Genomic DNA, 1,520 nt, shown 5'->3' with positions numbered 1-1,520 from the left:
TCCTTATATTTCTCTACCCTCGATGGCTTTAAGGCTTTTTTCCGTTTAATTCTCTTTCTTCGTTGATGGCTTGATTAAGCGCATCAACATATTGACTGGGCTCAACAATACGCTGCTCATTACGTGCTTTGCCTTTATTGGCATTTGCTTTTAGGTGAGTACTGTCCGTATATAAAACCCGACCACTTATCAACCCTTTGGCAATGGCCTGCTCAACAATATTATCAAAAATCTGTTGATAGATTTCACTGTCATTAAAACGACGACGATTTTGGCTGAGTGTTGAGGCGTCAATCACTTTTTCGGTTAATCCCATTCCCAGAAACCAACGGTAAGCTAAATTGACCTGAATTTCCTGAACCAGACGACGCTCACTGGGGATACCAAAAAGATACCCCAATAGCATAATTTTAAACAGTCTGACCGGATCTTCTGCCGGACGACCGTTATTAGGGCAATAAAGTGGCGCTACCGCTTCTCGAATAAATTCAAAATCAATGACTTTAGCTATTTTACGAACAAGGTGATTTTGAGGGACAAGCGCATCTAACGAAATTTGCTCTATTTTTTCGGGTGTCGCTGGCGTTGGTTTTTTTAGCATAGAAGAATTCCTTTTAATAATGGACTCTTCTCTATTAGATCAAAGAACTCGCCAAAAAGCGAGCTCTTTGTCATCAATCTGAAACTCCATTCAATATTGAATGAAGTTTATGTTTTTCAAAATATTTTTATCTATAAGAAATGATAAAGTTCATCTAACACAATCCGAGTAAACATAGAACAACTTAAGTAGCCTTAATTGCCAACATTGAGTCAATTTAATCTTCTATCCAATAAAAGGCATTAAAACTTAGAAAGCTATTGTAACTATTCCCTAAAATAGTACAGCAAAAAAGTAGAAAATTCTCTATGATAAAAGAAAAGGGGATTTAATTATGAAAAAAATGACTGAACATCAAATCGTCGCTATTTTAAAAGAAGCTGAAGCGGGTATTCCGGTTAAAGAACTGTGCCGTAAATATGGCATGGGTAATTCAACTTTCTATAAATGGCGAGAAAAATACGGCGGAATGGAAACTTCGGATATCAAACGCTTAAAGGAGCTGGAGGCTGAAAATCGCAAGCTTAAGCAGATGTTTGCTGAGTTAAGTTTAAAATCCCAGCTTCAGGAAGAAATCATAAAAAAGCTTTAGTGCCCACAAAGGCACGTAAAACGTGGGCACAGCAACTACAACAAAATCATTCAGTTACTATTACTATGAGTTGTGCCATTGTTGGCTTAAGCCGTTGTGCTTACTATTATAAACCTAAGTTACCGGATGATTCGGTGATTATTTCGGTGTTGAATGCTATCACGGAAAGGCATTTACGCTGGGGTTTTCCTAAATGTTTTAATCGTATCAGAAAGCTCGGCTATAAATGGAATCATAAACGGGTATATCGGGTGTATTGCCAATTAAAGCTTAATCTCAGGATAAAGCGTAAACAGCGCATTCCTCCACGAAGCCCAGAAAGGCTAT

The 1,520-nt window shown here is 37.8% G+C and carries 2 protein-coding genes and 1 pseudogene; 2 read left to right on the top strand and 1 reads right to left on the bottom strand.

Annotation, left to right across the window (positions count from 1 at the left end):
• Positions 1-31: 31 nt before the first annotated feature.
• Positions 32-601 (bottom strand): annotated as a pseudogene (locus A9G35_RS01690) (transposase); the annotation flags it as partial.
• 334 nt (positions 602-935) lie between these two features.
• On the opposite strand from A9G35_RS01690, the gene A9G35_RS01685 reads away from it, so the two are divergent.
• Positions 936-1,193 carry a transposase gene (locus A9G35_RS01685; RefSeq protein ID WP_034909955.1) on the top strand — a complete coding sequence of 86 codons (258 nt, stop codon included), beginning with the start codon at positions 936-938 and terminating at the stop codon, positions 1,191-1,193.
• Positions 1,193-1,520: IS3 family transposase (locus A9G35_RS01680; RefSeq protein WP_141673725.1), on the top strand; the 328-nt coding region annotated here is incomplete at its 3' end. The genes A9G35_RS01685 and A9G35_RS01680, both read left to right, overlap by 1 nt.

Source organism: Gilliamella sp. Choc5-1 (genome assembly GCF_001690595.1).
GTDB classification, from domain to species: Bacteria; Pseudomonadota; Gammaproteobacteria; order Enterobacterales; family Orbaceae; genus Gilliamella; species Gilliamella apicola_M.
This window is presented reverse-complemented; position numbering and strand designations above follow the sequence as displayed.